21 protein-coding genes are annotated in these 24,723 nt (G+C 65.7%); 7 read left to right on the top strand and 14 right to left on the bottom strand.

Features of this window, described 5'->3' with window-relative positions:
• Positions 1-40: 40 nt before the first annotated feature.
• Positions 41-1,894, bottom strand: coding sequence for an ABC-F family ATP-binding cassette domain-containing protein (locus tag ACIBI6_RS19795; RefSeq protein WP_364341103.1), 1,854 nt, complete (start codon positions 1,892-1,894; stop codon positions 41-43).
• Between the two features lie 466 nt (positions 1,895-2,360).
• On the opposite strand from ACIBI6_RS19795, the gene ACIBI6_RS19800 reads away from it, so the two are divergent.
• Positions 2,361-3,209 (top strand): LLM class flavin-dependent oxidoreductase, encoded by an 849-nt coding sequence (locus ACIBI6_RS19800; protein WP_396957285.1) that lies wholly within the window; start codon positions 2,361-2,363, stop codon positions 3,207-3,209.
• Positions 3,210-3,220: 11 nt separating this feature from the next.
• Here the strand turns inward: ACIBI6_RS19800 and ACIBI6_RS19805 are convergent, their stop codons facing one another.
• Positions 3,221-4,156: a 4-(cytidine 5'-diphospho)-2-C-methyl-D-erythritol kinase gene (locus ACIBI6_RS19805; protein ID WP_364341099.1), complete on the bottom strand. Its 936-nt coding sequence runs from the start codon at positions 4,154-4,156 to the stop codon at positions 3,221-3,223.
• Between the two features lie 216 nt (positions 4,157-4,372).
• Here ACIBI6_RS19805 and ACIBI6_RS19810 point away from each other — a divergent pair, with 216 nt between their 5' ends.
• The 3 genes from ACIBI6_RS19810 to ACIBI6_RS19820 all read left to right on the top strand — a co-directional run bounded on the left by ACIBI6_RS19810 (position 4,373) and on the right by ACIBI6_RS19820 (position 5,871).
• Positions 4,373-4,531 carry a hypothetical protein gene (locus ACIBI6_RS19810; protein ID WP_396957364.1) on the top strand — a complete coding sequence of 53 codons (159 nt, stop codon included), beginning with the start codon at positions 4,373-4,375 and terminating at the stop codon, positions 4,529-4,531.
• Positions 4,532-4,774: 243 nt separating this feature from the next.
• Positions 4,775-4,981, top strand: coding sequence for a copper ion binding protein (locus tag ACIBI6_RS19815; protein WP_364341097.1), 207 nt, complete (start codon positions 4,775-4,777; stop codon positions 4,979-4,981).
• A complete protein-coding gene (locus ACIBI6_RS19820) occupies positions 4,981-5,871 on the top strand; it encodes a hypothetical protein (RefSeq protein WP_396957286.1) in 891 nt (296 codons plus the stop codon). Before ACIBI6_RS19815 ends, ACIBI6_RS19820 begins: the two co-directional genes overlap by 1 nt.
• A gap of 451 nt (positions 5,872-6,322) precedes the next feature.
• Here the strand turns inward: ACIBI6_RS19820 and rsmA are convergent, their stop codons facing one another.
• From rsmA to ACIBI6_RS19835, 3 genes are all read right to left on the bottom strand, one after another.
• Entirely contained in the window at positions 6,323-7,204 is an 882-nt protein-coding gene (gene rsmA / locus ACIBI6_RS19825; RefSeq protein WP_396957287.1) for a 16S rRNA (adenine(1518)-N(6)/adenine(1519)-N(6))-dimethyltransferase RsmA, read from the bottom strand.
• Between the two features lie 55 nt (positions 7,205-7,259).
• Entirely contained in the window at positions 7,260-8,387 is a 1,128-nt protein-coding gene (locus ACIBI6_RS19830; protein ID WP_364341091.1) for a transglycosylase family protein, read from the bottom strand.
• Positions 8,388-8,592: 205 nt separating this feature from the next.
• The gene (locus tag ACIBI6_RS19835; RefSeq protein WP_396957288.1) at positions 8,593-9,459 is read right to left on the bottom strand and encodes a TatD family hydrolase; all 867 of its coding nucleotides are present in this window, start codon (positions 9,457-9,459) and stop codon (positions 8,593-8,595) included.
• Positions 9,460-9,474: 15 nt separating this feature from the next.
• Between ACIBI6_RS19835 and metG the strand changes: the two genes are divergently transcribed.
• The gene (gene metG, locus ACIBI6_RS19840) at positions 9,475-11,034 is read left to right on the top strand and encodes a methionine--tRNA ligase (protein ID WP_396957289.1); all 1,560 of its coding nucleotides are present in this window, start codon (positions 9,475-9,477) and stop codon (positions 11,032-11,034) included.
• 220 nt (positions 11,035-11,254) lie between these two features.
• Here metG and ACIBI6_RS19845 read toward each other — a convergent pair whose 3' ends face one another.
• Positions 11,255-12,007, bottom strand: a complete 753-nt coding sequence (locus ACIBI6_RS19845) for an isocitrate lyase/phosphoenolpyruvate mutase family protein (RefSeq protein ID WP_364341089.1) — start codon at positions 12,005-12,007, stop codon at positions 11,255-11,257.
• A gap of 86 nt (positions 12,008-12,093) precedes the next feature.
• Positions 12,094-12,951 (bottom strand): 16S rRNA (cytidine(1402)-2'-O)-methyltransferase, encoded by an 858-nt coding sequence (rsmI, locus tag ACIBI6_RS19850; protein ID WP_396957290.1) that lies wholly within the window; start codon positions 12,949-12,951, stop codon positions 12,094-12,096.
• Positions 12,952-13,187: 236 nt separating this feature from the next.
• Between rsmI and ACIBI6_RS19855 the strand changes: the two genes are divergently transcribed.
• Positions 13,188-14,789 (top strand): dolichyl-phosphate-mannose--protein mannosyltransferase, encoded by a 1,602-nt coding sequence (locus ACIBI6_RS19855; protein WP_396957291.1) that lies wholly within the window; start codon positions 13,188-13,190, stop codon positions 14,787-14,789.
• A gap of 3 nt (positions 14,790-14,792) precedes the next feature.
• Here the strand turns inward: ACIBI6_RS19855 and ACIBI6_RS19860 are convergent, their stop codons facing one another.
• Together ACIBI6_RS19860 and arcA are read right to left on the bottom strand one after the other, a co-directional pair.
• On the bottom strand, positions 14,793-15,152 hold the full coding sequence (locus ACIBI6_RS19860; RefSeq protein WP_364341083.1) for a GntR family transcriptional regulator: 360 nt from the start codon (positions 15,150-15,152) through the stop codon (positions 14,793-14,795).
• Between the two features lie 7 nt (positions 15,153-15,159).
• Positions 15,160-16,458 carry an arginine deiminase gene (gene arcA / locus ACIBI6_RS19865; RefSeq protein ID WP_364341081.1) on the bottom strand — a complete coding sequence of 433 codons (1,299 nt, stop codon included), beginning with the start codon at positions 16,456-16,458 and terminating at the stop codon, positions 15,160-15,162.
• A 110-nt stretch (positions 16,459-16,568) separates the two neighbouring features.
• Between arcA and soxR the strand changes: the two genes are divergently transcribed.
• Positions 16,569-17,054: a redox-sensitive transcriptional activator SoxR gene (gene soxR / locus ACIBI6_RS19870; RefSeq protein WP_040695381.1), complete on the top strand. Its 486-nt coding sequence runs from the start codon at positions 16,569-16,571 to the stop codon at positions 17,052-17,054.
• Here the strand turns inward: soxR and ACIBI6_RS19875 are convergent.
• From ACIBI6_RS19875 to ACIBI6_RS19895, 5 genes are all read right to left on the bottom strand, one after another.
• Positions 17,023-17,901 carry an SDR family oxidoreductase gene (locus ACIBI6_RS19875; RefSeq protein WP_396957292.1) on the bottom strand — a complete coding sequence of 293 codons (879 nt, stop codon included), beginning with the start codon at positions 17,899-17,901 and terminating at the stop codon, positions 17,023-17,025. The genes soxR and ACIBI6_RS19875 overlap by 32 nt on opposite strands.
• A gap of 275 nt (positions 17,902-18,176) precedes the next feature.
• Positions 18,177-19,304, bottom strand: a complete 1,128-nt coding sequence (locus ACIBI6_RS19880) for a glycosyltransferase (RefSeq protein WP_396957293.1) — start codon at positions 19,302-19,304, stop codon at positions 18,177-18,179.
• A gap of 375 nt (positions 19,305-19,679) precedes the next feature.
• A complete protein-coding gene (locus ACIBI6_RS19885; protein ID WP_051182549.1) occupies positions 19,680-21,497 on the bottom strand; it encodes a bifunctional diguanylate cyclase/phosphodiesterase in 1,818 nt (605 codons plus the stop codon).
• A gap of 67 nt (positions 21,498-21,564) precedes the next feature.
• Positions 21,565-23,712 (bottom strand): Rv1355c family protein, encoded by a 2,148-nt coding sequence (locus ACIBI6_RS19890; RefSeq protein ID WP_396957294.1) that lies wholly within the window; start codon positions 23,710-23,712, stop codon positions 21,565-21,567.
• The gene (locus ACIBI6_RS19895; RefSeq protein ID WP_396957295.1) at positions 23,709-24,473 is read right to left on the bottom strand and encodes a hypothetical protein; all 765 of its coding nucleotides are present in this window, start codon (positions 24,471-24,473) and stop codon (positions 23,709-23,711) included. Before ACIBI6_RS19895 ends, ACIBI6_RS19890 begins: the two co-directional genes overlap by 4 nt.
• Positions 24,474-24,723 lie beyond the last annotated feature (250 nt).

Consider the following 24,723-nt stretch of genomic DNA (forward strand, 5'->3'; position numbering starts at 1 on the left):
CTGGGGTTTGGAACGACCATTTGACTAGCGACGATGGGGTTCAGGCGGTGTCGGCGAGTTCCAGCCAGCGCTGCTCGGTGGATTCCTTTTCGGCCAGGACCTGTTTCAGCTCGGCGCCCAGGGTGATGAGTTTGTCCGGATCGGTGGCGGCGTCGGCGAGGGCAGTGTGCAGGCGTTGCTCGCGTTCGGTGAGTTTGTCGATGGTGCGCTCTAGTTTGGCCAGCTCCTTGCGGGCGGCGCGGTAGGCGGCCGAGTCGGTGGCGGGGGCTTCGGCGGGCTTGGAGTCGGTGGATCGCGTTGCGGCGGAGCTCGATACCGCGCGCTTCTTCAGATATTCGTCGATGCCGCCGGGGAGATTGGTGAGCTTTCCGTCGCCGAACAGGGCCCAGGTGGAGTCGCAGATGCGCTCGATCAGATAACGGTCGTGGCTGATCACGACCAGGGTGCCCGCCCAGTTGTCGAGCAGGTCTTCCAGTTGTTGCAGGGTGTCGATGTCCAGGTCGTTGGTCGGCTCGTCGAGGAGCAGGACATTCGGTTCCGACATCAGGATTCGGGTCAGTTGCAGCCTGCGTCGCTCGCCACCGGATAGTTCGCCGACCGGGGTGCGCTGACGAGCCGGGGTGAAGCCCAGGCGCTCGGCCAGCTGGCCTGCGGAGGTTTCCTTATCGCCCAGCATGATTCGCTGCGCGATTTGCTGCACTGCCTCCAGCACCCGAAGATCGGTTGGTAGGTCGTCGAGTTCCTGGCGTAGCCAACCGATCTGAACCGTCTGGCCCTGAATGCGTTTGCCCGCAGCCGGTTCGACGGCGCCGGCCAGCGTGCGTAGCAGGGTCGTCTTGCCGGAGCCGTTCACACCGACCAGGCCGACCCGCTCGCCAGGCGCCAGGCGCCAGGTCAAGTCGCGTACCAGCTCTCGGCCGTCCGGGGTGGTGAGGGTGGCATCCTCGAGTTCGATGACGACGCGGCCGAGGCGCTTTCGCGCGAATGCGGCCAGCGAGACGCTATCGCGCGGCGGCGGCACGTCGGCGATCAGCGCCTCGGCCGCCTCCACCCGATAGCGCGGCTTGGAGGTGCGGGCTTTCGCGCCGCGGCGCAACCAGGCCAATTCCTTGCGCGCCAGATTCGCGCGCCTTGCCTCGGAGGCATCGGCCTGCCGCGCGCGCTCGGCGCGGGCGAAAATCCAGTCGCCGTAACCGCCTTCATAACTTTCGACCTTGCCGCCGACAACCTCCCAGGTGTCGGTGGCGACGGTGTCGAGGAACCAGCGATCGTGGGTCACGACCACCAGGGCGCTGCGGCGCTCGAGCAGATGTTGGGCCAGCCACTGCACGCCCTCGACATCGAGATGGTTGGTCGGCTCGTCGAGGACGAGCAGATCCAGGTCGCGAACCAGCGCGGCGGCCAGTGCGACGCGGCGGCGCTCGCCACCGGAGAGATTGTCGACCGAAGTGTCCAGACCGAGGCCCTCGATGCCGATGCCCGCCATCACCGACCGGATGCGCGGATTCGCGGCCCATTCGTGTTCGGCGACGCCGTATTCATCTCGGGGCCCTCCGGGGTCACGCGAGCTACCGCCTCCGTGCCCGTCGCTCGCGCCGGGGGGCATCGCGTCATCTGCCAGTCCGGCCAGCACGACGGATCCGATGCTCGCGCCCACGGGAAGTACGCCGCGCTGGGTGACCACCGCCACGCGCAGCCCGCCGACCCGGCTCACCCGGCCGCTGTCGGGCGGCTCCAGACCGGTCAGCACCTCCAACAGGGTGGTCTTGCCGCCGCCGTTCAGGCCGACGACACCGATTCGCTCGCCCGCGTGGATGCCGAGCGAAACATTGTCCAGGAGTGGTTTGATGCCGAAGCTCTTGGAGACCTGTTCGAGATTGATCAGGTTGGACATGGATCCTTCCGAGTCAAGCGCCGGGCGAGTACTCGCCCCGCGCAAGCGTACCGAGCACGCAGAACTCACCGTCGGCCCACCGAACGCTCCGCCCGGGCCCGGCGCCACGCCCCGCGCTGGTTCTGATCGTTCCGGCGGACATGTTCGGCGTGATCAGCGACCAGCGCACTCGCCTAAACCTCGACAACCGCAGTGCGCAGCCGGATGTCAGGGCCGCATCCGTTCACGTAACTACATCGCTTCATGCCCCGTGTCCAGGGCCTACTCAGGCAAAGAGTGCGGGCTGGTCTCACAACTGAGACTTGCGTGACGAACGCCGTTCGTTTAGAGTTGGGCGCAGCGAACGGCGTTCGTTACGAACAATGTTACGGCGCTCCTGAGACATAGCCGCAGAATGGGAGCCCCGCCTCGGGTTCGAGGTGAGTGGGGCGGCACGGTTTCAACTACCCCTTACCTGGAGGTTCTCATGCACGTCGGACTCGGTCTGCCCATTTCCGATCCCGCCGCCCTGCTCGACTGGGCCCACCGCGCCGACGCGGGTCCGTTCTCCACGCTCGGCCTGCTCGACCGGCTCGTCTACGACAATCCCGAACCCCTGGTCGCACTCGGCATGATCGCCGGTGCCACCAGCCGCATCAAGGTGCAGACCGAGGTGCTCATCGCGCCGCTGCGTGAGCCGACGCTGCTCGCCAAGCAGGCCGCCACCCTCGATCGCATGTCCGGCGGCCGCCTGGTGCTCGGTCTCGGCGTCGGCGGTCGCGAGGACGATCACATCGCCTCCGGCACCGAGCTGCGCTCGCGCGGCCGTCGCCTGGACGAACAGTTGGCGATCATGCGCCGCCTGTGGTCCGGCCAGCCGTACAGCACCGACTGCGGACCGATCGGTCCCGCGCCGCTGCGTCCCGAGGGACCCGAACTACTCTTCGGCGGCTTCCAGCCCGCCGCCATCGATCGCGTCGGTCGTTGGGGTGGCGGCTTTCTCGCCGCCGCCGCACCGTCGTGGGCCGGTGGCCTGTTCGACATCGCCCGCCGCTCGTGGAAGGAGCACGGCCGCGACGGCGAGCCCCGCATTGTCGCCCAGGTCAATGTCGCGCTCGGCGCGCCCAACCTGATCGAAGACGCCCGCGCATCGATGGGCGCCTACTACGAATTCAGCGGTCGCGCCGACTTCATGCTCGCCGGCATGCTCACCACACCCGCCGAGATCCGCACGGCCATCGGCCAATTCGAAGATCTCGGCGCAGACGAGGTCGTGCTCTACTGCTACGGGCGCGACGCCGATCAAGTCGACCGCCTCGCCGACGTCATTGCATAACCACCGAAACGTCAGCGCTTGCCAGACGTGTCGCTACTGATGACCCGAGCGCCGGGCACCGGTCCACTGGCGGTGCGCACGCTGCGGCACACACCAGCACCCGCGAGCTCGGCCGCGACCGCCACCGCGCCGTCCTCGCTGTCACATAAGAATGCGCAGGTCGGCCCGGAGCCGGAGACCAGCCCGGCAAGCGCGCCCGCACCGACGCCCGCGCGCAACGTCCGCCGCAACTCCGGCTTCAGCGAAAGCGCGGCTGCCTGCAAATCGTTACCCAGCAGGGGCGCGAGCTGTTTCGGGTCACCGGAGGCCAGCGCCTGCATCAACGCCTGCGGCTCACCGAGCCGGGGCGGGCTGCCGACCTCGCGTAGTCGGTCCAGTTCGGTGAAGACCGCGGGCGTGGACAATCCACCCTTGGCCAGCGCCAGTACCCAGTGAAAGGTATTGCGGGACAACACCGGAAGCAGTCGCTCGCCCCGACCCGTACCGAGCGCCGTTCCGCCGTGCAGCGCGAACGGCACATCGCTGCCGAGTTCGGTTGCGACCGCGAACAATTCGTCGCGGGTCAGCCCGACATCCCAGAGTTCGTTCAGGCCCACCAGCGCCGCGGCGGCATCCGCACTGCCGCCCGCCATACCACCGGCCACCGGAATGCCCTTGTTGATGGCGATTTCCACCAGCGGGGCGCGGCCGGCCAGATGTGCGACGCGCACGGCGGCCTTCCACACCAGATTGGTGCGGTCGGTCGGCACATCGTCGGCGCCCTCGCCGCTGACCCGCACGGTCAACGAGGCGGCGGGTGCGAGTTCCAGATCATCGCCGAGCGAGAGGGCTTGGAACACCGTGGTCAGATCGTGATAGCCGTCCGCGCGCACATCACCGACGCCTAGGTGCAGATTCACCTTGGACGGCGCGCGCACGATGACGGGACTTGGCACAACTGACAACACGGTGCTCAAGCCTATCCCGTGGGTACGACAGCTGCTCAGCTCAAGATGAGACATTCACCGCCCACGCGTCGGACGGTTACCACAGCGCTGCGCCGATGGCATCGATCCGCTGTCCGGTGATCCACCGACCAGGGGACGTCCTCGCTCGTTCGATCGCGACGCCGCGCTGAAACGGCGCTGCGGCTGTTCTGGGAGCGTGGTTACGAGGCGACCTCGATCGGCGATCCGACTGCGGCGATGGGCATCCGCGCACCGAGTCCGTATGCCGCCTTCGGCGATAAGGCGACGCTGTTCAACGAGGCGATACAGGTCTTCGGCGCTACGGCAGCTTCATTCCACGCGCGCTCGGCGAGGAGCCGACCGCCGAGGCGGTAGTGCGCCGTATCCTGCGCGCGGCGGCAGCGGGGTGCCGAAATGGCCATGCAGGGTTGGCCTTCCGCCGTTCACGGCTGATACAACCGGGCCGGGAACTATCCGGACATTCGTAGCGACCAGTCAACGGAATCCCGGAACGGCAAAGGCAACTCACACTTGCGCCCAATACCCGCCGGGGGTATGTTCATTTGCGTCGGGGATACCCCCGCACCGTATGATCGAATGCGAGCGAAGGAGTCGGAAATGGCCACCAGCACTTACACCGTCACGGGGATGACCTGCGGACATTGCGTCAACTCGGTCAAGACGGAGATCGGCAAGATCGATGGCGTGACCAGCGTGGACGTCGACCTCGCCAGCGGTGCGGTCCGAGTGGACAGCACCGCACCGCTCGCCGACGCCGATATCGTCGCCGCCGTTGACGAGGCGGGATACGAGGTCGCCGTCTGATGCATGCCCGGCTGAGATTCGCCGCGGTCGGCGGCGGTCTCATCGCACTGTTCGGTGTCGCGCTCGGTATCGGCGCCCTGGTGGGCGATCCGACCGGGTCGACACCGGACCCCGGCGCGCACACCGAACGGGACACCGGGCTTTCGGATTCGCGATCGGGCTACGCCCTGACCGACCTGAGCGCACCCGCGGACCCGAATCGATCCGGGGCCCTGCGTTTTCGGATCACCGGACCGGATGGCGCTCCGGTCACGCGATTCACCACCCAGCACGACAAGAAGCTGCACCTGATCGTGGCCCGCTCCGATACCACCGGATATCGGCACGTGCATCCGACCATGGACGACACGGGCATCTGGTCAATCGATTGGAATTGGACAGCGCCGGGCACCTACCGCGTCTTCGCCGATTTCGTCCCCGAGCAGGGGCACGGCAATCTGGTTCTGAGTCGCACCGTCGCGGTCGCGGGACCGGCCGAGTCGCAACCACTCCCGCCCGAATCCCGAATGGCGGCGGTGGACGGATACCAAGTGCACATGGCGGGCGATCTGAGCACCGCGGGCGGCGAACTTCGTTTCACCATTACCCGCGACGGCGCGCCGGTGACAGATCTCGAGCCGTATCTCGGCGCGTACGCACATCTAGTGGTCTTGCGCGCCAACGACCTTGCCTACCTGCACGTCCATCCGCAGGGCGAAATCGGTCGCACCCCAGCGGGTCCGGAGGTCGGCTTCCATGCCCAGACCCCGAGTGCGGGCACATTTCGGCTGTATCTAGACTTCTCCCACGGCGGCGTCGTGCATACCGCCGAGTTCACCGCGCGCGTCGAATCATCCACAGCGCCATCCACATCCGATGGTGGACACCATTCGGGTGGCGGTCACCCCTGACCGTATGCGCCGATCAGCGCGTGGCCGAGCTGCGCATTCAGCGCGATGACCTGCGCTTTCTGTTCGACACACAGAGTGTGACGACACGCATGAATTGATTGCCGCAGCACATGAATCCGGTTTCACAACCAACAAGGCAAAAGTTGGTTATCCACAATCTGTTTCGCTTCGGCGATGCCGCAGCAAGCGAACCGTATGGATAACGCGGTGCATGATCTCGCCTCATCCGCAACAGAAACCGACCAGTCCGCCCTAACAGCAGATTATTCACCACGGCGGGGAAGGCCGAGATCCGATGACAGCCAGGCGGCACCGCCCGGACGAAGTTCCACCCGCCGGCAAGATGGACCCCCGAGCCGCAAAGTAGAGATCACTGCGGCGGGTCGATATCCGATAGCAACCAGGCGAAATCACGCGGCGCCGCCCGGAGGAAGTTGCGGCTGCTGGGAAGTTACGGCTGGGCGGCGAGGCGGACGAAGGCCGCGGTGTCCAGAGTTTCGCCGCGGGCGGTCGGGTCGATTCCGGCGGCGACCAGGCGGCGTTCGGCCTCGGCGGGGGAACCGGCCCAATTGCCGAGGGCGGCGCGGAGGGTTTTGCGGCGCTGAGCGAAGGCGGCGTCGACGACCCCGAAGACCCGGCGGCGGTGTACGTCGTCCATCGGCCAGGGCGGTTCGGCGTAGCGCTCGATGCGGACCAGGCCGGATTCGACGCGTGGCACCGGCCAGAACACCTGGGTGCCCACCGCGCCCGCGCGACGCACGGTGCCGAAGAAGCCCGCCTTGACGCTCGGTACGCCATAGATGCGGCCGCCGGGTTCGGCGGCAAGGCGGTCCGCGACCTCAGCCTGCACCATCACCAATGAGGTTGTGATGCTGGGCAATTCGGCAAGCAGGTGCAGCAGCACCGGCACGGCGACGTTGTACGGCAGATTCGCCACCAGTGCCGACGGTGCCGCGGGCAGGTTGGCCGCACGAACCCGCAGCGCATCGGCTTGCACGACGGTCAACTGCCCGGCCAGTTCCGGTGCGCGATCCGCGACGGTCACCGGAAGATGTTTCGCCAGCACGGGATCGATCTCGACGGCGACGACCGAATCAACCACATCGAGCAGCGCCAATGTCAAGGAACCGAGCCCCGGCCCGACCTCGAGTACCGTATCCGCGCGCCCCACCCCGGCTGCCGCGACAATCCGGCGCACCGTATTGGCATCGTGCACGAAGTTTTGTCCGAGTTGCTTGGTCGGCCGCACGCCGAGCCGCTCGGCCAGCGCCCGCACCTCAGCGGGCCCGAGCAGAGCAGCACTCCCACGAGCGGAAATATCGGGTTCGGACACGCCCGACAACGTATCAACTCAACTTTCCACCCCCGCACCTCGGAGGGTGCTGTGATCAGCCGATGCCCAAGCGGCTGGTGCAGGCGGGCCAGGCACCCCAACCCTGGCGGGCGCGGGTGACTTCTGCGATGGCGATCTGTTCCTCGCGGGTGGCCAGGTCCGGACGCGGGGCGTACTTGAGACCGCCCTGGCGTTCCCAGGTGTTTTGGTCGAACTGGATGCCGCCGTAGTAACCGTTGCCGGTATTGATGGCCCAGTTCCCGGTGGATTCGCAGTGGGCCAGCGCATCCCAGATATCGCCGTCACGCACCGGCGGCACCTCGGTGCCGGGCTTGGCACCCTTGCGGACGGTCTTCGGCTGAGCCGTCACCTTCACATTGGAGGCGATCGGCCGCCGACTGACCTCCTGGCCGTTGACCATGGTGACCGCGAACGTCACGTCCTGCACGCCGGGCGCACCCTGGCTCTCCACCACGGTCCGGCTCATATTCAGGGTCGGATCCTCGATCACATTCTCCGGCGGATCCAGCGGCACCGTCTCGACCTTGTTCTCGACGCGCTGACGGGTCACCACGATCCGCATTCCATCGGTGAGCGGCGTGATCGCTGCGGGCTCGACGGTGTCCTGTTCGATCAGCGGAATGCCGGCAACGGCAAGGAAGTCACCGACGGTCGGCGCGGCCAGTCGAACATCGACCGGACTGCCGATGCCGTCGAGCAGCGATACCGAACGCGGGCTTGCTATCTGCAGCGCGGCGCCTTCGAGCGGCAACTTCTCGTTGCGCGCCGGGGAAACGAATACTTCGCGGGGCAGATGCAGTTGGTCGACCACATCGCCCGCGGTCAGACCGGTCGACCACACCTTCTCGGCCTTGCCGTCCAGCGATACCGCGACCTCGCGCGCCCGGTTGTAGGTGATGGTCGCGCCATCGGTAATCGCCGCGGCCAGCGCGGGCCGGACCAGGTCGCGGTCGTTCACATCGAACCCCGCGGCCTTCAACACTCCGCTGACGTTGCGCGACATGGTGGTCTGCGTTATCTGCTGACCATCCACGACGACCGTGACCGTCTTGCGGTTCACGATTGCCATCGCGGCACCGACGATCAGCGTCACCAGCAGCGCCGCGACCGCCGCATACAGCAGCGGCGAGCGGGACTGGTTGATCCTCGTGAATGGAGACATGGTCACAGTACGATAACGAAGGGGTCAGCGGTCGACAACCGTAGTGTTACGAGCGGCGGGTATCAATATCACAAACGAATATCGACGCCGCAGGTAAATCGCGAAACGTACCGACCGAAGTGACCTAGGACACATTTACCCGTCCAAATGTGAAACAAGATCAGGTGAAATTGCGAGCCACTCGCGATTCCACCCGATCTCGAATTCAGAGGCCGTAGACGCGGCGGGCGTTGGCTGTGGTGATTTCGGCGAGGGCCACCGGATCTTGTTCCCGCAATTCCGCTAAGGCGCGGACGGTGTAGGGAAGGCAATACGATTCGTTGGGAGCGCCACGGAATGGATGCGGCGTGAGATACGGCGCATCGGTTTCGACCAGGATCTGGTCATCGGGCACCACCTTGGCGGCCTCCCGCAATTCATGCGCGTTCTTGAAACTCACCGTGCCCGAGAAGCTGAGGACGTATCCCTGCGCCACACACGACATCGCCATATTGGTGTCGGAGGAGAAGCAATGGAAGATCACGGTTTCCGGAGCGCCCTCGTCCAGCAATACCGTCAGCAGATCGTGGTCGGCCTCGCGGTTGTGGATCATCAGCGGTTTGCGCAGCCGTTTGGCCAGGTCGATGTGCCAGCGGAAGCCTTCGACCTGATCTTCGATATCGGCGCAGCCCGCCAACTTGCCCGGCCAGTAGTAATCCAGACCGGTTTCGCCGATGGCGACCACACGCGGGTCGGCGGCCAAACGCTCGAGTTCGGCCTTGGCCGCGTCGTCGAGCGCATTCGCCCGCGTCGGATGCAGCGCCACGGCGGCGAACACCCGGCGATCCCAGTTCGCGGCCTGTACGGCCCACTGCGCCGCGGCCAAATCGTCGGCGACGGTCACCACCTGGCCGACCCCGACCGAGGCCGCGCGGTCCACGATCACCGCCGTCGACTCCGCATCGGTGGCCCCGCAGGCGTCCAGATGGGTATGCGCGTCCACCAGCGGTGCGAGCGGTTCCGGCAGCTCCGGCGCGCGACGGCGGCCATCACCTCGGGGGATATTCACGTGAGCGTCGGAATCCACGCGCATTACAGTAGATGCACCATGAGCGAAGCTGACCGTCCCGCCTTCTACATCACAACGGCCATCGCATACCCGAATGGTGCGCCACACATCGGGCATGCGTACGAGTACATCTCGGCCGACGCCCTCGCCCGCTTCAAGCGGCTCGACGGTTATGACGTCTTCTTCATGACCGGCACTGATGAGCACGGGCAGAAGATGCAGCAGACCGCGGTCGCCGAGGGTGTGCCGGTGGAGGAGCTCGCCGCGCGCAACTCGGATGTGTTCGAGGCGATGGACAAGACGCTCGACATCTCCTACGACCGCTTCATCCGCACCACCGATGACGACCATCAGGTGGCCAGCGCCGCGATCTGGGAGCAAATGCTCGCCAACGGCGATATCTACCTGGACAACTACTCAGGTTGGTACTCGGTGCGCGACGAGGCGTTCTACGCCGAGGAAGAGACGTCGCTGCTCGAGGACGGCACCCGGATATCGACCGAATCGAAGACGCCGGTCACCTGGACCGAGGAGTCGAACTACTTCTTCCGGCTGTCGAACTACCAGGATAAGCTGCTTGCGCTCTACGACGAACATCCCGAATTCATCGCGCCCGCAACGGCTCGCAACGAGATGGTGAGTTATGTGAAGGCGGGTCTGAAGGACCTGTCCATTTCGCGCACCACCTTCGACTGGGGCGTGCCGGTGCCCGGACATCCCGATCACGTGATGTACGTATGGGTGGACGCGCTCACCAACTACATCACCGGCGTCGGCTTCCCGGATACGGAATCGGTTGCGTTCCAGCGCTTCTGGCCCGCCGATGTGCACATCATCGGTAAGGACATCACCCGGTTCCACACCGTGTACTGGCCCGCTTTCCTGATGTCGGCCGGGATCGAATTGCCGAAACGCGTTTTCGTGCACGGGTTCCTGTACAACAAGGGCGAGAAGATGTCCAAGTCGGTCGGCAATGTGGTCGACCCGCTCGCGCTGGTCGACGAATACGGCGTGGACGCGGTGCGCTTCTTCCTGCTGCGCGAGATCTCCTATGGTCAGGACGGCAGCTACAGCCACGAGGCGATCGTCGGGCGGATCAATACCGATCTGGCCAATGAATTCGGAAATCTGGTGCAGCGCAGCCTGAAGCTGGTCGCGCGTGACTGCGGCGGTGTGGTGCCGACGCCGGGCGAATTCACCGAGGCCGATCGCGCCCTGCTCGACCGCGCGAACGGTCTTTTGGAGCGCTGCCGCACCGAATTCGATGCCCAGCAAATGCATTTGGCGCTGGAGGCGATCTGGCTGACGCTCGGCGAGGCCAACCGCTACTTCTCCGCGGAGGCGCCGTGGGCGCTGGCCAAGACCGGCACCGAGGAGTCGCTGGCCCGTGAGGCGACCGTGCTGTACGTGACCATCGAACTGCTGCGCATCGTCGCCATCCTGGTCCAGCCGGTGATGCCCGAATCCGCTGGCAAGATCCTCGATCTGCTGGCCAGCCAGAACCGTACCTTCGCCGATATCGCGACCCCGCTGGTCTCGGGCACCTCATTGCCGGAGCCCGAAGCGGTCTACCCGCGCTACGTGGAGCCGAAGAAGTAAATCAGTGGAAGGCGATACGTAGCACGAGGCGTTCCAGGCGGCTACCGCATCTGGGACCACAAGACGCGCCGCTACTGGGGTGACTATTACGAGCTGTGCCCGGACGAGTTGCTGATAGAGCTCAATGGCGCGGCCGACTACGCGAAGATCACCGCATTACTGAAGCGCTACCGCTCGATAAAGCGGTAGCGCTTCGCTCGAGCCGGACCCTCGGGGAGGGCTACTTCCAGCGGTCGAGCAGCCGATTGATCTCCGCGGTCAGCGCCCATTGCAGCATGGGGCCGAAGGTGATGCGGCCGACGCCCTGTTCGGCGAAGACGGCCTTATCCGACTTATCGGGCAGCCCGACAGCGCTGATCGGCAGCGGCAATTCGCTGGTCAGTCGGCGCATATCGGTATCGGAGTGCCGACCCGCCGGGAACAGCGAATCCGCACCCGCCGCGGCAGCAAGCCGCAGGCGCGCGATGGCGCGATCGACGCGGTCGCTCGCGTCGCCGTCCTCGCGCATGAACAGGTCGGTGCGCGCATTGATCACCACGTGCACGCCCGCCGCGTCGGCGAATTGCCGCAGCCCCCGCACGAAATCGGCATGCTCCTCGGGCGTGCGCAACCGGCCACCCTCGCTGTGCACCGTGTCCTCGATATTGAGGCCGATCGCGCCCGCATCCAGCAGCCCCTCGATCAACTGGGCGGGTTCGAGCCCGTAGCCGGATTCGATATCGACGGAGACCGGAACGTCGACCGCACCGGTGATCTGCCGGACGCGAGTCAACAGTTCCGCGAATGTCATCCCTTCCTTATCGCTGCGCCCGACCGAATCGGCGACCGGATGACTGCCCAGGGTCAGCGCCGAAAACCCTGCCGCGACAGCGACATTCGCTGACCACGCATCCCACACCGTCGGAAAGACACCGGGATCGCCCGGCACGTGCAATTCGAGAAACGCCTTCGCCTTGCTTTCCAAAGAGGTCATGACCCGATCATCGTCGCACCCGTGATCGATAGCACTATGACACTCCCCATCCGGCCGCCCGAGAGTGTCGACGATGGCGAGTCGCGCTAGGAACTGTCACCGCCGTCGCGGCGTGCGGTCAGTACCGCGTCGTACAGTTCGCGGCGGGAAACGCCGGTCTCGGCGGCCACCTGAGCGCACGCGTCCTTGAGGCGAATACCTTCGGCGGTCAGTGATTCGACCTCGTCGACCAGATCGGCGGGATCGGCCGCCACGGGTTGGGCGCCTTCGAGGACGACGGTGATTTCCCCGCGCGCCCCATCGACCGCCCAGGCCGCGAGTTCTCCGAGAGTGCCGCGCACGACCTCCTCGTAGGTCTTGGTCAGTTCCCGGCAGACCGCGGCCCGCCGGTCCGGACCGAGCACCTGCACCGCATCGGCCAGGCAGTCGGCGAGCCGGTGCGGCGCCTCGAAGAACACACAGGCGCGCGACTCGGTGAGCAAGGTGCGCAACCACTCTCGACGCTGGCCAGATTTGCGCGGCGCGAATCCGTCGAAGCAGAAGCGTTCCACCGGGAGCGCGGACAGTGCCAGGGCGGTGGTCACCGCCGACGGTCCCGGCAGGCAGGTGACCGGGAGCTGACGCCGCACACAGGCCACCACCATGCGGTAGCCCGGATCGCTCACCGACGGCATGCCCGCATCGGTCACCAGCAGCACTGTGCGGCCGCTTTCGATCTCGTCGAGCAGCGCCGGAATCTTCGCGGACTCCACGTGGTCATCGAAGCGCAGGACCCGCCCGGTGATCGCCACGTCCAGGGCCTTTGCGAGGGCGCGGGTGCGCCGGGTGTCCTCGGCCGCGAGGATATCGGCGGAGCCGAGTGCCTCGCGTAGCCGCTGTGAGGCATCGCCGATCTCGCCCATCGGCGTCGCCGCGAGCACCAATCGACCCACCTGGTCCGCCACAATGCTCCCGTTCCCTCGACCGCGTAGTTCCAAGGCAGCGTATCGGGCCACTGCGGCCGACCACGCCGCAGTCTGCCACCGCCATACCATCCCCATCTCCGGCCGCACCCCGTGGATCTCGGCATCGAATGGCGGCGCCCATGGAAAAATCCGTGAATGCAGCTCAGGGTGTGATTCGCGCGGCGGCGCGCTCACCGGTGCGGGTCACGGCGGCGCGCACAGCATACGATCGGGGCGTGACCCAGGTGACCGACCAGCGCGCGACCGTAGCCGGGGCGGTGCCTTCTTGGTCGAGCCCCGCGCCCCTGCGTCCGTCGCCCGACTTCGGGCCGCTCGACAAGCTGCAGGGGTGGGTGGTCACCGCGGTACTCACCGCGATCGCGGCGTTGACGCGGTTCATCATGTTGGACTATCCGACCGACGCCTACACCCCGGTTTTCGACGAGAAGCATTACGCACCACAGGCCTGGCAGATCCTCACCGGCGGCGGTGTCGAGGACAATCCCGCCTACGGGCTGGTGGTGCATCCTCCGATCGGCAAGCAGCTGATCGCGGTGGGCGAGTGGATGTTCGGCTACAACGGCTGGGGTTGGCGATTCAGTGCGGCGCTGGCGGGCACGATCCTGGTACTGCTGGTCATCCGGATCGTGCGCCGGATGGCGCGCTCCACCATGGTCGGCGCGATCGCGGGCATTCTGCTGATCGCCGACGGACTCACCTTCGTCTCCTCGCGCATCGGCATGCTCGACATTTTCATGGGGGTGCTGGTCACCGCTGCCTTCGGCTGTCTGATCGTGGACCGCGACGAGGTCAGGGCACGAATCGCCAAGGTGGACTACGAGGGTCGGATCGATGCGAACGAATGGGGGCCGCGACTAGGAGTGCGCTGGTGGCGTTTCGGCGCGGGGGTACTGCTCGGACTCTCCTGCGGCACAAAGTGGTCCGGGATGTATTTCATCCTCGCTTTCGGGCTCATGAGCGTCTATTTCGACGTCTCCGCGCGGCGCGCCTATGGTGTGCGGCGGCCCTGGGTCGGTGCGGCGGTGCGCGATGTCGGGCCCGCGCTGTACTCGTTGGTGCTGATTCCGCTCGGCGTATATCTGGCCAGTTACTGGGCCTGGTTCGGCAGTGAGGACGGTGTCTTCCGTTATGCGGTCGGCAATCAGGTCGGTCGCGACGGTCGGTGGTCGTGGCTGCCGAATGCGCTGCGCTCGCTGTGGTACTACAGCGGCGAAACGCTGCGCTTCCACGAAGGGCTGACCAATTCGGCCGGTAACCATCACCCCTGGGAATCCAAGCCGTGGACCTGGCCGATGGGGCTGCGGCCGATGCTCTACTACTACGCCGACACCGGTGTCACCGGCTGCGGTCAGACCCAGTGTGTGAAGGCCGTGATGCTGATCGGCACCCCGGCGATCTGGTGGATCGCCTTCCCGGTGCTGGGCTGGATGCTGTGGCGCAGTGTGGTCCGTCGCGACTGGCGCTATGCGGCGGTACTCACCGGATACGGCGCCGGACTCATTCCCTGGTTCTTCACCCTCGATCGGCAGATGTACTACTTCTACGCAGTACCGCTGGCGCCGTTCCTGGTGATGGGGATCGCGCTGGTGTGCGGCGATATTCTCGGCCCGGCCCGATCGGTACGAATACCGCGAAGCCCGGCGGGCACCTACCGGCCCGCCGTGCCCAGTGAACGACGCAGCCTCGGACTACTCGCGGTCTGTATCTATCTCGGCCTGGTGATCGCCAATTTCATCTGGCTCTGGCCGATTCTGACCGCGTTGCCGATCACCCCCGGCAACTGGCACGACCACCTGTGGCTGCCCAGTTGGCGCTGATGACTAACCCTCCAGAGCCGACCTGACGTACTGCAGGGCCGCCTCATCATCGAGACCGAGCCGTCGAATGGTGGCGACGTAATCGGTCGCGGCGCGGCCCGCCAGATCCTTGGTCGGGTCCCCGGAGGATGCGATGAAAGACCCTTGCCTGCCCCGGGTTTCGACCACCCCATCGGCCTCGAGTTCTCGATACGCCCGAGCGACCGTATTCGGCGCGAGTCCGAGTTGCGCGGCCAGTGCTCGCACCGTCGGGATCTTCGTCCCGGCCGTCAACTCGCCCGATCGCACCTGCGCGATGACACCGAGCCGCAACTGCTCGTAGGGCGGAATCGACGAATCGTGGGTCACGGAAATGGTGAACATCGCACGCTCACACGTCATCTCGGGACAGCGGGCAGGACATGCATCGCGGTCCACCACGGCCGGAACCCAATTCGGAGCCCGGTATGCGCAGCACCTCGATGCCAGCATCCTCGAGCCGCGTATTGGTCATATCGTTGCGCTCGTAGGCCACGACCACGCCGGGCGCGAGCGCCAGAGTGTTGTTGCCGTCGTCCCACTGCTCGCGTTCGGCCGTGACGCCATCGAGTCCGGTATCGATGACCCGTAGTTTGCCGATGCCCATCGCGTCCGCGGCCGCGGGCAGGAACGGGTCGGGACCGCGCACACTCACCCGGGCCTGGTCGTTGCGTCCGCCGTAATCGTCCTCGCGATGAATCGTGAACGCGCACAGCGAATCCCGCACCGCCGGATACATCACGATGGCATCGGTGTCGACCATGGTGCAGACGGTGTCCAGATGCATGGTCGCGCGATTCTGGGCGATCGGGACGACCAGCACGGTGTGCGCGAGATCGTCGTCGAACAGACTGCGCGCCAACGCTTCCGCGCCCGCAGGCGAGGTGCGCTCACCAACGCCCACCGCGACCACGCCCGGCGCGAGCAACAGCACATCACCGCCCTCGATCGGCGCGGTATGCGATTCGTAGGCCCGCCGCACGCCGAGGAAGCGCGGGTGGAATGCGTAGATGAGATCGGTCAGCGATGTCTCGCGCATCCGGGCGGGCAGGGCGAGTGAGGTGATCGCCACCCTCGGGCCGACCCAGAATGACGAATCCCTGGTGAACAGCAGATTCGGCAGCGGATCGATGACGAAATCCGCACCGTGGTGCATCCGCCGCACGAGCGAGGTGTTGTCACCTTCGAAGGGCAGTTCGTCGAAGGTCATCCCGGCCATGAGGATATTGGCCAAATCCCGGGCCCGGACGCCGCGTAGGAAGGCCGCGAGTTCGTCGGCCAGCATATGTCCGAGTTTGCGCGCGTCGACCGCGCCGGAGATGCCCTGGATGCGGGCCGCGCCGCTGACCGAGAGGGTTTCGGCGAGCAGATCGGCCAGCAGTAGCACCTCGACGCCGCGTTCGCGCAGCACACCGGAGAAGATGTCGTGCTCCTGCTGGGCCCGCTCGACCCACGGAATGCCGTCGAATAGCAATTGATCGTTATTGCGCGGGGTCAGCCGCCGCAATTCGTCGCCGGGCCGGTGCAGCAGCACCGTGCGCAGGGTCCCCACCTCCGAGGTGACCGCAAGTCGACCACCCGGCTCGCCGACACCATCGAACCTATCGTCCGCACCGCCATCGTGCCCCGCCCGCACCGCGTCTGCTCCCATGATCCGACCGTAGTTCGCCGAGGGCGTAAGAGCACGCAATTGGGTGTCTTGCGATTCCGACCCCAGCACATCCTAACCTGAAGTATTGTTGAGGTGAATGGAGGAGCGTAATGTCGACAACCGATTGGCGAGCGAAGGAGCTGACCCCCGGGCAGCTGTCCGAGCGTAGCGGAGTAGCAGTCTCCGCGTTGCACTTCTACGAACGCGAGGGTCTCATTTCGAGTCGCCGCACCAGTGGAAATCAACGCAGATACGCCCGCGAAACGCTGCGCCGCGTCGCCTTCATCCGCATCTCCCAACGGGTCGGCATCCCATTGAGCGAAATCCGTGCGGCACTGGACAAACTCCCCGAGGGCCGCACCCCCACCCGGCGCGACTGGGAGACCCTGTCCACCGCGTGGCAGGCCGACCTCGACGACCGCATCACCCAGCTGACTCGCCTGCGCGACAACCTGACCGGCTGCATCGGCTGCGGCTGCCTGTCACTGGGCAGCTGCCGATTGGTCAACGAACACGACCGTCTCGGTGAACAGGGACCGGGTGCCCGCGTACTCGATGTGACGCTCAACTGCCCATCGAAGCCAGCAGCCTGCTGAATCGATCGCTGGTGCGGCGAATTACGAATTCGTAAGGGTAGGCGAATTTGCGGGCCCACCAATAGCCGAAGCGGATATCGAAGGAAGTGTAGACGAGGAACCGATTGCGCTCGATACCGCGAAGGATCTCCGCCGCAACATGTTCCGGCGATACGGCATGCTTGGTGAACGCCGCGATGAGTCGCTTTATCCTCGGGTCTTCCTTGTCGACCCCGATCAGCTCGACGCTGTGCACCAGCGGGGTGTTCACCGCACCTGGCACCACCACGTGCACCGAAATATCGTGGCTCCGCAGGTCGAATCGCAAGACCTCGGAGACGCCACGGATACCGAATTTGCCCGCGCTGTAGGCGGCATGCCATGGCAGCGCGAGGATTCCGGCGGCCGAGGAGACATTCACCAGTGCCCCACCGCGTTTCGCCCGGACCATCGGCGGCACGAAATTCTCGATCACATGAATGGGGCCCATCAAGTTGACATCCACCATCTTGCGCCAATGGCGATGCTCGAGATTCTCGACGGTGCCCCAAGTGGAGGCGCCCGCGATATTCATGACGATATCGAGGCTGCCGAATTGGGCATGCACATCGGTGGCGAAGGCGGTGACCGCACCGTAGTCGGTGATATCGAGGGCACGCGCGGCGAGTACGGTGCCGCCCGCGTCCTTGATGGCGCGAACCGTATCCTCGAGGCCCTCGGCATTGATATCGGTCAGCACCAGTTCGGCACCCCCAGCCGCAGATGCCAGGGCAGTCGCCCGGCCTATTCCGCTCGCCGCCCCGGTGACGAGCACCTTCGCATCCCGCACTGTCTTCCTGCGCCCAAAACCAAGCACACCGGATCCCATCTCGAATAAGCCGAATCGGTTGCACGCAGGGTACGCGGCAACAGGTTCATACGGTGCAAGCGAGTCGGGGAGTTCGAATCAGGAGTGCGAGTGCGCCACAAGTGTCCCGGCCACCGCCCTGGGCCACGTGAACTGCACAGCCCGGCTATGGCCTTCGACCACCGGCGATCGGAATCGCGACCACATCGGCGACCGCTGGATGAAGGCGGACCGGCGATCGGCGGCGCTGCAACGGATTCGGCGAGCAAGTGCAGGCTGAGATCCTGTGGCGCGAATTATCGCCCGAGCACCGCCAGCATCCCCGCGACTGCCCGAGGCCAAGTGAACTGCTCCGCTCGGCTGCGCGCCGCCCTGCGACGACCGGCGGTCGGCATCGCGAGCACATCGGTGACGGCCTGGGCGAAGGCGGACGGGCGATCGGCGGCGACCGCGCCGCATTCGGTCGTGACGATATCAGCGAGTGCCGAGGATCGGCTGGCGACGACCGGCGTACCTGCGGCCAAGGCCTCGAGCGCGGCGAGACCGAAGGTTTCGTGCGGACCGGGTGCCAGCGAAACATCTGCGGTGGCAAGCAGTTTGGCTACCATGGCCCGGTCGGTGATGAATCCGGTGAAGTGCACCGCAGGCAGACCACCGGTCAGTGGCGGTAGCGCACGGGCCCGACGCTCCAGGGCTTCGCGCCGCGGCCCCTCCCCCGCGACGACCAGTCTGGCCTCGATGCCCGCCTTGCGCAGCGCGCCGATGGCCTCGACACTGCGATCGACCCGCTTCTCCACCGACAATCTGCCGCAGTGCACCAGCAGCGGATGTCCGGGCACGCCGAGATCGGCACGCAAGCGATTGTCGCGGCGACGCGGGCTGAACAGCTCCAGATCCACTCCGAGCGGCACCAGTTCGACATTGGGCGCGTCGATGCGCAGGAACTCCGCGCGCGCGAATTCCGTTGTGCAGACCACGATGTCGTAGTCGTCGGCAGTGCGCCGGTTGGCGATATCGGCACATCGGCGGGCCACCGGTGCCGGCATGACCTGGCCCAGTAGTCGGTCCAGGCGCTCGTGCGAGATCATTACGCTCGCCACGTCGCGGGTGCGCGCCCAGCGTCCAAAGCCCCGCAGCGTCAGCCGATCCGAAACCTCGAGCACGTCCGGGCACAACCCGGCCAGTACATCGGCCACCCGGCGCGGATCCGCCGCCCGATAACCGCCAGTCCATGGAATCGCCAAGGCGGGCAGGGTGATCCGTACCGCACCGGTCGGCAGGATCTCCTCGGTCCGGCGCGGTCCGGGCACGATCAGCACCACCTCGTGCCCGGCAGCCACATAGCCCTCGCCCAGATGATGCAATGCGGTGCGCAGCCCACCCGACCGCGGACCGTAGAAGTTCGCCAGTTGCACGATGCGCACATCGCCGATCGTGCAGCGAATCGGGTTCCTCCCGGAACCGATGCGCCCAACACCGCATGAACACCCGTGAAAGACCCTGCTAACGGGTACGACGGCCCAGCAGCCCAACACCCGGGAGGTCGCAAGCGACCCTCCTCGACGTCGAGACCACTCCTCGCCGAGCATTTCGATCAGCAGCTCACAGATCACGCCCACACACGCAACACCTCGTGCTCACTCTCCGGCGCTCGCACCGGCGTCAGCTCGGCTGGCACCGGAATCCAGTCGGTGTCGGCGAAACGCAACGGCCCTATCCTTGATCCGCGGCCCCATCGGCGACCAATGTCGACGTATCGCCCAACGTCTCGATCAGCGGCCACGGACCGGACCTGCCGGTCACGCGCGCGTGGTACCCCGGCCCGCCCGAGGCAGATCGAGATCCAGTGGAATGCGCCCGACCGCCAGATGCGCCTCCACCTCATCGGCGGGCATCGGCCGCGCGATCAGAAAACCTTGCGCCCGATAGCAACCCAGCCCGACCAGGGTCCGCGCGGCGACCGGCGTCTCGACGCCTTCCCCCACCACACCGAGCCCGAACGACCCGGCCAATCCGATAATAGATTTCACGATCGCGAGGTCGTCCGTGCTCGCACCGAGCCGCTGCACGAAGCCGCGGTCGATCTTCACCGCATCGACCGGAAGCGCCTTCAGATGCGAGAGCGAGCTGTATCCGGTGCCGAAATCGTCGATGGCGATCTGTACGCCCATTCGCTTGAGTCCGCGCAGCGTGACCTGCGTGCGCGCCAAATCCTGTACGACCACATGTTCGGTGATCTCCAGGCAGACCGAACTGCCATCGATCCCGAACAGCCGCAGAATATCCTCGATCCGCTCCACGAAATCCAGGCTGACCAGCTGAACCGGCGAAACATTGATCCGCATCACCACATTCGCCGCCAGCCCCCGCCTGCGCCATTCGGCGAATTGCGCGCAGGCCGACCGAATCACCCAGCGCCCCAGCTCACCCGCGAGATTGGTGGCCTCGGCAACGGTGACGAACGCACCGGGCGGCAGCAGCCCCCTGGTCGGATGCAACCAGCGCACCAGCGCCTCCAGCGCCACCACCCGGCCGGTGCGCAGATCGACCTCGGGCTGATAGTGCAGCAGCAGCGAGCCGTCGGAGACCGCGCCGCGCAGATTCAGCTCCACATCGTCCTGCAGTTCGAACTGCGCGCGCATGGCGTCGGTGAAGACCGCGACCCCATTGCCGCCGCCCGATTTCGCCGACAGCAGCGCGTGATCGGCCCGGCGCAGCACATCCGCGACCGTGGTCTCCCCCGGAATACCTACCGCGACACCGACGCTGGCGCCGCGGCTGACCGATTCCCCGCCGACGGTGACCCGCCGTCCGATGAGCTGCTGGATCCGCGTCGCTTCCAACTCGGCCGCCACCGCGTCCATGGGTTTGGCAGGCACGATGACGAACTCGTCGCCACCGAGTCGGGCGATCATGTCATTGGGATCGAGATTCTCCCGCAATCGCGAGGAGAGCGTGCGAATGAAGTTGTCCCCCGCGGTATGTCCGAGAAAATCGTTGAGCGCTTTGAGCCGGTCGAGATCGAGGAAGAAGGCGGCCACCGGTCCTGGACTGCCCTGTCTGAGCCGCTCCTCCATATGTTCGAGTAGTGCCCGCCGGTTCGCCAATCCGGTCAGATCGTCGTGCAGGGCGATATAGCGCAATCGCTCCTCGGCCACCACGCGCGCCTGCAACTGGGCGAAGAGTGCGGCGATCGCCTTGAGCACATTCAGTTCCCGAGTGCTCCAGTCGCGATCGCCCTGTTTGATGAATCCCAACACGCCGGTCGACTCGCCGCGCGACAACAACGGCACCGCGGCCATGGCGACCTGCGGTATACCCGACGAGCGCCGGATCGTCTCCTGATAATCGGCGGATTGCTGGGACGGCCGCACGATGATCGGCTCGGTGGCGTGTTCCAATTCCCGGAATACCGAGTCGGCGTGCTCGAAATGCACGATCTTCAGCGGGTCCGGATCCGGTATGTCGCCACGGTGCGGCCATTCCGCGATGAGCACGGTCGCCCGCTGCTCTCGATCGGTGTGGCGTAGGTAGCTGAAATCGACATCGAAATGCTCCACCAACCTGGCCAGCACACGTTCACTCGCCGCCACCATCGTTGTGGCGTCGACGCCCATCAACTCGGAGGCGACCTGGGTCACCAATGAGTCGAGCGTTCGCCGAGGCACCCTATCTCCGATCGCGCTAGCTGCGGTTGCCCGCGCCCGGCACTGGAAGCCGCCTACTGCGGACCGTGGCTGCTGTCGCAAAGCTCAGGCGAAGCACCAATGCCATGATCTCATGTTTAGGCACTCCCAGCAGGTCCAGGAAACGGCCCTGAAGTGAGGTAAGTGTATCCGCGAAATCCGGGGAAATCCCTTTCAGCTCGTCGGGGTGCCGCGCATATAGGAACAAAGGCGAGACCGGTTGCACCGCAAGACCGAGCCGCTGCGCCGCGATCCAGACCCGCTGCACGGCCGCGCCGCCGCGCGCGTAATCGGCAAGTGATACCGACTCTGCGCCGGATCGACGCGGAAAAGTTATCGCGAGCACCGCCGAACTCGACAGCACGCGGTCGCGCGTGTACTCGCCGAGCGCGGCACCGCCGGACCATTCGCGCAACCGATCCATCACATCCGAGCGCTCGCCGATGCGGATCTTGGCCTGCTCGTCGGGGGCCAATTCCATACTCCGGATATCGATCCCGGTGCGCGAGTCCTCACCGGGCCAGCGCAGTTCGCCGAACATCTCCTGATGCAGGCGCGGGGTCAGGTAGCGGATGCGATCGGATTCACCGAGCAGTGCGGCCGCGGCGGCGAGCTCATCGGGTTCGGTGATGGCGTGGACCGACGCATCGATGGCCGCCGCGGCCAGGTCGGGCAGGACGTGATCGGCCAGTGGCGCGCCCGCGCCGAGGTGTCGGTTCGTCTCGCGGGTCAGTGTGTACGGATAGTCCGCGGCCAGTGCGGAATCGGTGCCGTCGCCCAGATGCAGCACCGCGGAAAATGGGGTGGAGTTGTTCTCGATGAACTCGTGCGCGCCGAGTAGACCGTGCGCGGCGGCCGCGGTGCGCGCGTTGTACAGCGCCGCGCCGATCGATACCGCGCTGGCGCGATAGCCGATATCCAGTGCCGACGAGCGGGTTCGGACGAGATCGATGCGTAGTTCATCGCCATCGACGCGCAGGTACCACGGTTGGGTATTGCCGCCCGAGGGCGCCCGCCGCGCGGATTCGAGCATCTTCTCGACGGCGGACCCGTCCGGATCCGGCACACTGCCTTCGGCCACCGGAAATTCGTCGGACACCTTCTCGCACCCGGGCTCCGGTTCGGCCAGCTCGTCCAGACCACGTTCCAGATCGAACCGGGTCCGGCCCGAGGACAACTTCTGGCCGAGCCCGATCCGGCGCACCGCCGCCGCCACGATGGCCGCACCCAATTGGACGTCACCGCCGAGTTGCGGCCAGGTCGTCACGGTTTCGTCGATCTCGACCAGACTCGCGGCCATCCGGGCCGATAGCTCCTTCGGGTCGAGAATCCGCATGACGTGCGGCGCCTTGTCTTTCGTGGACAATCCGCGCAGATCCGCGCCCATGGTCGCGCCGAGCAGACCGTGGAACGGCGGACGGTCCGGTTCCAGGTCATAGCGCTCGACATCGAGCAGGCCGCGATCGCTGGTATCCATCACCAGCGGAATGCGCTGTCGGCGTGCGCCTTCCCGGACGGCGAATTTGATATCGAGCGAATCGCATTCCTCGACGACCAGCGACAATCCATGCAGGAATGTGTCTAGGGTGTCCTCGTCGATGCCCGCGGTGGCGACCTCGACCGGTAGATACGGATCGAGTTCGGCGATCCGGCGCGCGGTCACGATGGACTTGTTCACGCCGATATCGAAGATCCCACCGGGCACCCGATTCAGATTCGACAACTCGATATCGTCGAAGTCGGCCAGGCGCAATAGGCCGCAGGTGCCCTCGAGGGCCAGTGTGTAAGCGACCGCGTGGCCGACGCTCTGCCCGACGACCCCGATCGCGAGACCGGCACAGCGTTCCTGTTCGGCGCGGGTGAGCTTGTTCTGGTTGCGGTCCAAGCGAATTGCCCGAAATGTCTTTTCACCGGGCAACCCGACGAGCGCGCGCCGCCACGGGTAATAAACCCATCGGTCCGTCTCCGGCCCCCCGAGGTCCGGCGGCGGCCGACGCACCTTGGCGAGTTCGGCGCGCAGCACATCACGCAGATCGAGAATGCGGACCTGCGGTGATTTCCGTAATTGCACGAGGATCGGGGCATCGACTGAGGCATTTTCGTCGAGAATCAGCGGGCGGTGGTCCGCGGTGAGGTCACCGTTCATACCTGCGCCAATCCTCCGATCCCTGGTCCACTCGAGGGCGCTCGACCATGCGGCGACAGCCAGGCATCGAGCGCCGCACGCTCCAGCGCTGTCAACGAACTCTGCAATTTGGTGGCTAATGACCGATATGTCCGGATATCCCACCACATCGGGATAGTCTGATAGCGATCGTCAGGATAGGGCACAGCCGGTATCCGATCGGCGACATACCCACCACTCGAGCGGTACAGTCCGACATTTCGCGTGGCAGTGGTGATGAAACCGAACCTGGCATCGAGCAGTCGGGCGGCGTGGACGACACAGCGGGAGACCGCCGCGGCGAGCGCGGCACGGTGCTCGGCCGCTCGGGAGACCCAAACCGCCTTCACCTCGACCACACCTTCCGGTATCCGGTCGGCAACCATCGCGCGCAACTCGGCGGCACCCGGTCGGCCGGCCCAGGCGCGCAGTGCGTGCACTTCGTCGGCCACACCGTAGGGACCCTGTGCCCGCAATCCCGCGACGACGGCGCCGGACGGATCTACGGCGGTGAAGAACAACGAAGTCGAACGGCCGTCGACAACGCTGTCGTATTCCAAAGCGTGATCCACACCGTAGTGCCGGTAAACCTGCAGCGCACCGCGCAGATAACGACGCCACAGATCGGGATGAGCCTGCGGAGTAGCGACATGAAAGACATATCCGGAATGCATGTCGCGGAACCGCAAAACCTCGGCATCGCGTGTGCCCCCCGGGCCGACTGCGATTGTTTCGACAGTCATGGTGTTCCTATTCCGTTTGCTACCGCACATCTGCACGGTCATCGAGCCGGCCTGACCGACCCGCCAGACGACTCGCCGATCAGGTGAGTTTGCCTAAGGCAGTATCCGTCATCCTTGAAGAATTGACCAGATATCTGGTTAATCTTCCGAAAACTAATTGCCCGCGCCGAAATTACTGCAGGTCAGAACACTCGAACATGCCATCGAATAGATCGTGGAGACCAGTTGGTACTGACGTAGCTAACAGACG

The organism is Nocardia sp. NPDC050412, from assembly GCF_044458825.1.
Classification (GTDB): Bacteria; Actinomycetota; Actinomycetes; order Mycobacteriales; family Mycobacteriaceae; genus Nocardia.

What these genes read in the sequence shown, in the direction of transcription:
- ACIBI6_RS19895 (WP_396957295.1), bottom strand. Translation starts at nt 24,473, where the DNA reads ATGACTGTCGAAACAATCGCAGTCGGCCCGGGGGGCACACGCGATGCC.
- ACIBI6_RS19885 (WP_051182549.1), bottom strand. Translation starts at nt 21,497, where the DNA reads ATGGGCGTCGACGCCACAACGATGGTGGCGGCGAGTGAACGTGTGCTG.
- ACIBI6_RS19830 (WP_364341091.1), bottom strand. Translation starts at nt 8,387, where the DNA reads ATGTCTCCATTCACGAGGATCAACCAGTCCCGCTCGCCGCTGCTGTAT.
- ACIBI6_RS19890 (WP_396957294.1), bottom strand. Translation starts at nt 23,712, where the DNA reads ATGAACGGTGACCTCACCGCGGACCACCGCCCGCTGATTCTCGACGAA.
- ACIBI6_RS19800 (WP_396957285.1), top strand. Translation starts at nt 2,361, where the DNA reads ATGCACGTCGGACTCGGTCTGCCCATTTCCGATCCCGCCGCCCTGCTC.
- ACIBI6_RS19815 (WP_364341097.1), top strand. Translation starts at nt 4,775, where the DNA reads ATGGCCACCAGCACTTACACCGTCACGGGGATGACCTGCGGACATTGC.
- ACIBI6_RS19875 (WP_396957292.1), bottom strand. Translation starts at nt 17,901, where the DNA reads ATGGGATCCGGTGTGCTTGGTTTTGGGCGCAGGAAGACAGTGCGGGAT.
- ACIBI6_RS19795 (WP_364341103.1), bottom strand. Translation starts at nt 1,894, where the DNA reads ATGTCCAACCTGATCAATCTCGAACAGGTCTCCAAGAGCTTCGGCATC.
- ACIBI6_RS19835 (WP_396957288.1), bottom strand. Translation starts at nt 9,459, where the DNA reads ATGCGCGTGGATTCCGACGCTCACGTGAATATCCCCCGAGGTGATGGC.
- ACIBI6_RS19820 (WP_396957286.1), top strand. Translation starts at nt 4,981, where the DNA reads ATGCATGCCCGGCTGAGATTCGCCGCGGTCGGCGGCGGTCTCATCGCA.
- ACIBI6_RS19860 (WP_364341083.1), bottom strand. Translation starts at nt 15,152, where the DNA reads ATGTTCACCATTTCCGTGACCCACGATTCGTCGATTCCGCCCTACGAG.
- metG (WP_396957289.1), top strand. Translation starts at nt 9,475, where the DNA reads ATGAGCGAAGCTGACCGTCCCGCCTTCTACATCACAACGGCCATCGCA.
- arcA (WP_364341081.1), bottom strand. Translation starts at nt 16,458, where the DNA reads ATGGGAGCAGACGCGGTGCGGGCGGGGCACGATGGCGGTGCGGACGAT.
- soxR (WP_040695381.1), top strand. Translation starts at nt 16,569, where the DNA reads ATGTCGACAACCGATTGGCGAGCGAAGGAGCTGACCCCCGGGCAGCTG.
- ACIBI6_RS19845 (WP_364341089.1), bottom strand. Translation starts at nt 12,007, where the DNA reads ATGACCTCTTTGGAAAGCAAGGCGAAGGCGTTTCTCGAATTGCACGTG.